The sequence below is a fragment of the Microseira wollei NIES-4236 genome (genome assembly GCF_020521235.1).
Lineage (GTDB): Bacteria > Cyanobacteriota > Cyanobacteriia > Cyanobacteriales > Aerosakkonemataceae > Microseira > Microseira wollei.
Genome location: NZ_BLAY01000320.1, coordinates 1 through 6,093 on the forward strand (window position 1 = coordinate 1; position 6,093 = coordinate 6,093).

Consider the following 6,093-nt stretch of genomic DNA (forward strand, 5'->3'; position numbering starts at 1 on the left):
TTCTGTACAAATGAACATTTTATGATTGCCGTGTCCCTGGGACATTGCCTCAAACGGGTTGGCTGCCTAGGGACACGGCAGCCGAAATCTTCTGTACAAATGAACATTTTATGATTGCCGTGTCCCTGGGACATTGCCTCAAACGGGTTGGCTGCCTAGGGACACGGCAGCCGAAATCTTCTGTACAAATGAACATTTTATGATTGCCGTGTCCCTACAACATTCCCAAGGATTTTTTATAGAAAACCGGCTGAAGCGAGGCAGAGCCTTGCGATCTCGTTCCCAGGCAAGAGCCTGGGAACGAGTGAGGGGAGGCTCTGCCTCCCTCTGTCAGTCATGCATAGAATTTTTCCACGCAGCGGACAAACATTTCTACCCCCATTCCCAACGCGGTTTCATCAAAATCAAACCGGGGGTGATGGTGGGGATAAGCTAATCCCAATTCCGGATTAGCAGAACCCAAAAAGAAATAACATCCCGGTACTGCTTGCAAGAAGAAAGACATATCCTCGCCTCCCATTGTTTGGCATTCTGGCACAATTCCCAAGGGAGTTTCTACAATATCTAACCCTACAGAACGCACCATTTCTGCGATATCTGCATTGTTAATCACCGGCGGGTAAAGTCCGTTGTAATCTAATTCGTATTTCGCTCCGTGACTGGCACAAATCCCGGCAATTATTTGCTCGATTCGTTGCGGAATCAATTTCCCCAATTCCGGGTTAAAATATCGCACCGTGCCAGCAATTTCTGCTGTATCGGCTATCACATTCACCGCCTTTCCGGCGTGAAATCTTCCCACTGTCACTACTGCTGAATCGATGGGATTGACGTTGCGCGATACAATCGTTTGCAATGCGTTGACAATCTGCGCCCCAACCACAATAGAATCTACCGTTTGATGGGGAATTGCACCATGTCCCCCCTTGCCGTGAATTTTGCAAATAAAACTTTCCGTCGCCGCCATTAACGCCCCCGTTCGGATACCCAACGTACCCAAGGGCAGGTTATTCCACAAGTGGAGGCCGATTATAGCATCAACATCGGGATTTGTCAAGACACCGGCTTCAATCATCGGCTTTGCGCCTCCCGGCCCTTCTTCGGCAGGTTGGAAGATAATCTTGACAGTACCGGAGAAAGCTTCGCGGTGTTGGGAGAGGAAGTAAGCGGTGCCGAGTGCGATCGCAATATGTCCATCGTGACCGCAAGCGTGCATCATCCCATCTTGTTGCGATCGATAGGGTACATCGTTTTCTTCTTGAATCGGCAAGGCATCCATATCCGCCCGAATTGCCAGCACCTTGGGTTTTTGGATGTGGGATTCCCCCCTTGTTAAGGGGGGGCAGGGGGGGATCTGTTGCGATTCCCCCCTTGTTAAGGGGGGGCAGGGGGGGATCGAATCTTGTTGCTTGCCTTCAATGGTGGCGACAATCCCCGTTTTAGCAATTCCGGTTTGATGGGTGATGCCCCATTCCGATAACTTTTGGGAAATAAACTCCGCCGTCAGGTTCTCTTTGAAACCGAGTTCCGGGCGTTGGTGCAACTTTCTGCGCCATTCCACCAGGCGAGGTTGCAATGACCTAATTTCTAAACGGATGCGCGATAAGTCAACAGCAGCAGCATTTGGGAATGTGGATATCATTTTTGGTAATGGGTAATGGGTAATTTGTCGCCAAAATAACAGATGACTATCATAACCAATGGTATGAGCGATCGCCCGCGTTATATGCAAACTGGGAATGCGATCGCGAACCACAGGCGGGGTCAGAAACCAGGTTTCTTTATATATTTTTAGCGATTAAACCAAAGATTGTTCGTAGAAATTGAATTTCTTTTGCAATACCAGCTATTAGATTTGAACGATATCCGGTAGACCTCTCCAAATAATTCTTGTGGGGTGAGCATCTTGCCCGCCTTTGAGGGTAGTTATTGGAGAAGTCTAGTAGACCTTATTGCTTCTCTCTGGGTAATAAAGGAGCGATCAAACTCAACAGCTCAGGGATATTATGCTCAATAACTTGCCAAACGATATCGAGATCGATGCGATCGTATTGGTGGGCGATAATATCTCGCATTCCGGCAACATCATCCCAAGGAATTTCTGGGTGTGCGGCGCGAAACTCGCGAGATAGCCGTTTTGTCGCCTCTCCCATAATTGCAATCTGATAGAGAATCGCCGATTGCCGCATCACATCTGCCCCTAGTTCCTCTCGATTCAGTCCAGAGGCAAACTGCAATACCCGTTGTGCAGCTTGGACGATATCCAGTAGCGAGGCATTATCGCGCGGCATAAAAAAGTTGTGCGGTACCTAAAATTTCTTGCCGACGAATCCAGTTTTCACTCTGTTCAATCGACTTTTTCGTCACTAGATCTACCTCCCGCCCCACGATAGTTTCGAGTTCTCGCTTCATCCGGACTAATTCTAATAGTCCCCAAGGTGCATTCGCCTGGAAGCTAACCATGACATCAATATCGCTGTCAGGGCGAAAATCTTGCCGCAAGACCGAACCAAAAAGGTAAAACTCCTGAATTTTCCATCGCTGACAAAATGCGGCAATTTGCTGTTGAGGCAGTTGAGTTTGAAGTTGTGGTATCACGGTTTTCAGCCTCTCACTCTCTACCTCAAACACGATAGCAAACCGAGCATTAGGTATTAACCGCTGCAAAACTTGCAGATGTCCTTCCGCATCGCTACGCCTGCGAAACCGCCCTACGGTTATTCTCTGCAAATTCGGTAGCAAGCGCACAATCGTCCAAGGAAAAAGTGACGCCCGAATGGCGTTATTGTTGGTAGTAGACATAATTACAATCCTTTGTCAGCCCTAACTAGGCATTAGGGCTGTGTTTTTGTAATGTTCGTTTACCTGTCATCGTGACATGAGATTTAGTCAAAGTCAAGTCTTCATGTCAAAATTACATAATTCTCATGAAAAAGCACCCTCAGCAAAAAGGAAGCAGTTCACCATTAGAGCGTCTAAGAGAACGCATCGGCTTGACGCAAGAAGAATTGTGTCGGCGTTGCGGTATTCCGTTGCGGACTTACGCGAGGTGGGTTGCGGGAGATGGGGTCAGTAGACCAAACATTCCTCAGATAAAGGCTTTGTGTCGCGAATTGGGGATTTCCATCGAAGAATTACCGGACGACTTTGGGCCATTGGAGGAGCGATCGCCCAATCCAGAATAATGAAAGAACAACTAACACTGGTAAAACTGCGCGAACGAGCGGGTTTGACGCAGCGCGAGCTAGCTGCCGCGCTGGATGTTACTATTACCACCGTAAGCGCTTGGGAAAACCAACGACACGAACCGAGATTGACCTTTGCTCAGACAAAGTTGTTAACCGAAATTCTGGGATGTTCCCTTGATGAGCTAGTTGAAGCGACGCAGAAGCAATTACCTAACAGGGAAAACTGAATCAATGCTAATGCAAAAAAACAGCGATCGCCCAATCCAAAATCATAGCTGGTATCAAACAACATGCAATTAAAGCAGATCGGCAAGCAATTGGGTTCAATTCAATTTTGGGTAAATATCCTAGCAGGAGGCGCAGCGTTGGCGACAGCGTTTAGCTTTGCCGGTTCCTGGTGGTGGATATTTGCCATGCTGGAACACTTTCGACCGCAATATTGCTTGCTGTTAGCGATCGCTTTCTTCCTGGATCTAATCGATCGACAACCTGGCTTAAGTCAACACTTTTATCTGCTGTGGGGGATTCCTTTGGCAATCAATCTCAGCTTGCTCTTGCCATTATTTCTCCCATCCTTTGGACATGCAACAAATTCGATCGAGCTGCGAGTCCTCCATGCCACCCTAGATAACGATAATCCGGATGTCAGTAAAGCCATCGATTATGTCAATAAGCAAGCTCCAGATATTGTCTCATTGCTCGAAGTCACGCCTCAATCTTTACCCCAGCTTCAGGCAGGTTTAACAAACTATCAATTGGTTATTGCAGAACCCCGCACCACCAGTCATGGTAGTGCCTGGTTTGTGTCGCGGCAACCTTCTTATCCAATTGAAGTGAAAGCAGCTGAATTGATCCACCTACCGCCTACAAGCGATCGCCCCATCCTCCAGATAACCATTACCTACGCCGGTAAACCGATTGACCTACTCTGCTTTCATGCCATTCGTCCCCGCAGTGCCAGTACCGTGGACTTCCAGCGGGTGGAATTTGAAGCGCTTGCTCAATGGAGTCGCCAAAGGCAAGCGATCGTTATTGGCGATTTCAACAGTACCCCCTGGTACGGTTCGTTCCGGCAAATGCTGCACCAAAGCGGATTGGTCAACTCCCAAAACGGATTTGGACTGCAACCAACCTGGCACGGTAGTTTACTACCAATCCTGAGAATCCCCATCGACCATTGCTTGCACAGTCGCTCTATAGTTACCGTCAAACGGAGTATCGGTTCCCACATCGGATCGGATCACCTCCCCCTGCTAGTCACCCTGGGAATTTGACCATCTAACGCAAGTTGCTAGTTACCTCGTTCTGACTGCTAATGGCTAATGGCTAATAGCTAATGGTAGAAGCGAAAAATATTCTCACGAGCAATTAGCAATTAGCGATTAGCAATTGAGCAACCCATGATGGTTATAAATAGTAACTTGCGTTAATATGATTGTATGAAAATTCCTGCCTCCTTCCTAATCATTTTCATCTTGTTCATATCTGGCTGCAATTTTCTCAAGCATCCGCAGCCAACGGCGATCTCGAACGCTGTAAAATCGGCTCAGCCTGGAGTACCCCCCCAGCCCAAATCTTATACAAAAGAAGCAAAACTAATTGCCGTCGGCGACATTTTGATGCATCTGGCTTTGACGCGCTCCGGTTACAATCCCCAAAAGAAAACCTATAATTTCGACCATTTTTTCCCAGAAGTTAAGCCGATTATTACCCAGGGAGATTGGGCGATCGCCAATCTAGAAACCCCCGTAGCTGGTTCTGAGTTCGGCTATTCAGAATATCCTATATTCAATGCCCCAGCCCAAATCGTCGATGCTGCCAAAAAAACTGGCTTCAACATCTTGACAAATGCGAATAATCATGCATTAGATAAAGGAGAAAGGGGAGTTATTAACACGATTAAAAATGTCCGATCGCGCGGAGTCGCTTTAGTCGGCACAGCCACCTCTGCCAAGGAAGCGGAAAAGATTTTAATCGTCAATAAAAACAACATTTCGATGGCAATTCTGGCTTATACCTATGGCACGAATGGCATCCCTATTCCCCAAGGAAAAAACTACCTCGTCTCCCTAATTGATGAAAAGAAAATAATCAAAGATATTGCTAAAGCCAGAAAGCAAGGAGCCGATATTGTCACGATTTGTCTCCATTTTGGCGACGAATATCAGCGTCAACCAAACGCCAGACAAAAACAACTGGTTCAGCGGTTGATTGCAGCTGGGGCTGATATTATTCTCGGCAATCATCCCCATGTAGTTCAACCTTACCAAATCTTCAAAGTAAGGGGAAAAGATGGAAAACTGAGAACCAGAGTTGCCATTTATTCACTGGGGAATTTTATCGCTTATCAATTGGGAAATTACAAAGACATTGGCGTAATTTTTTCCGTCAATATTCGCAAGCGGTTTCCTGAAAAAACTGTAGAAATTACCCAAGTGGAAGCAATTCCGACTTGGACTCAGAATTATCGACTGAATAATCGGCTTAGTTTTCGCGTTTTGCCAATAGAAGCTGTCGTGAATCGCCAAAAAGATTCACTCATTCCCGCCAGCAAGTATCCGGTCTTAAAACGGCAATTAGTTGAGATGAAGCGTCATCTCAAGTCTTTAAGCGCTCAATAGCTGAATGCGGCTTGGCTGAGGAATGCAGATGTGTATACTTTGCTACCTAAAACAGAAGCGCTCGCGCCCGGTGGTTCCGCCTATAGCAGCAAATGCCCAAACGAATTGGTTGCAGAATTGACAGTACCCTTTCTGACGATCTCGACTAGATCCAAAGCACGAAGCATTTGCGTATACAGCGGTTTGCAGCCGGATGAACTATAGCGGATTGCAGCCGCATGAGGTACACCTTGGCAGCAGTGTGCGGGCAGCATTAATGCTGCCGCTACACAAAAGGCGCCTTT

8 protein-coding genes are annotated in these 6,093 nt (G+C 47.1%); 4 read left to right on the top strand and 4 right to left on the bottom strand.

Annotated elements, in window-relative coordinates:
• Window positions 1–334 precede the first annotated feature (334 nt).
• The 3 genes from MiSe_RS47160 to MiSe_RS54350 form a co-directional block, all read right to left on the bottom strand.
• A complete protein-coding gene (locus MiSe_RS47160) occupies window positions 335–1,642 on the bottom strand; it encodes a M20 metallopeptidase family protein (RefSeq protein WP_226594009.1) in 1,308 nt (435 codons plus the stop codon).
• A 307-nt stretch (window positions 1,643–1,949) separates the two neighbouring features.
• Window positions 1,950–2,291, bottom strand: a complete 342-nt coding sequence (locus MiSe_RS47165; RefSeq protein ID WP_226594011.1) for a HepT-like ribonuclease domain-containing protein — start codon at window positions 2,289–2,291, stop codon at window positions 1,950–1,952.
• On the bottom strand, window positions 2,278–2,595 hold the full coding sequence (locus MiSe_RS54350; protein WP_226594023.1) for a nucleotidyltransferase family protein: 318 nt from the start codon (window positions 2,593–2,595) through the stop codon (window positions 2,278–2,280). Before MiSe_RS54350 ends, MiSe_RS47165 begins: the two co-directional genes overlap by 14 nt.
• A gap of 332 nt (window positions 2,596–2,927) precedes the next feature.
• Between MiSe_RS54350 and MiSe_RS47180 the strand changes: the two genes are divergently transcribed.
• The 4 genes from MiSe_RS47180 to MiSe_RS47195 all read left to right on the top strand — a co-directional run bounded on the left by MiSe_RS47180 (window position 2,928) and on the right by MiSe_RS47195 (window position 5,809).
• A complete protein-coding gene (locus MiSe_RS47180) occupies window positions 2,928–3,185 on the top strand; it encodes a helix-turn-helix domain-containing protein (protein WP_226594013.1) in 258 nt (85 codons plus the stop codon).
• Window positions 3,185–3,415, top strand: a complete 231-nt coding sequence (locus MiSe_RS47185; RefSeq protein WP_226594015.1) for a helix-turn-helix transcriptional regulator — start codon at window positions 3,185–3,187, stop codon at window positions 3,413–3,415. Before MiSe_RS47180 ends, MiSe_RS47185 begins: the two co-directional genes overlap by 1 nt.
• 63 nt (window positions 3,416–3,478) lie before the next feature.
• Window positions 3,479–4,462 (top strand): endonuclease/exonuclease/phosphatase family protein, encoded by a 984-nt coding sequence (locus MiSe_RS47190; protein ID WP_226594017.1) that lies wholly within the window; start codon window positions 3,479–3,481, stop codon window positions 4,460–4,462.
• 165 nt (window positions 4,463–4,627) lie between these two features.
• Window positions 4,628–5,809 (top strand): CapA family protein, encoded by a 1,182-nt coding sequence (locus MiSe_RS47195; protein WP_226594019.1) that lies wholly within the window; start codon window positions 4,628–4,630, stop codon window positions 5,807–5,809.
• Between the two features lie 80 nt (window positions 5,810–5,889).
• On the opposite strand, the gene MiSe_RS47200 is transcribed toward MiSe_RS47195, so the two are convergent.
• A partial coding sequence (locus tag MiSe_RS47200; protein WP_226594021.1) for a hypothetical protein occupies window positions 5,890–6,093 on the bottom strand: 204 nt, incomplete at its 5' end.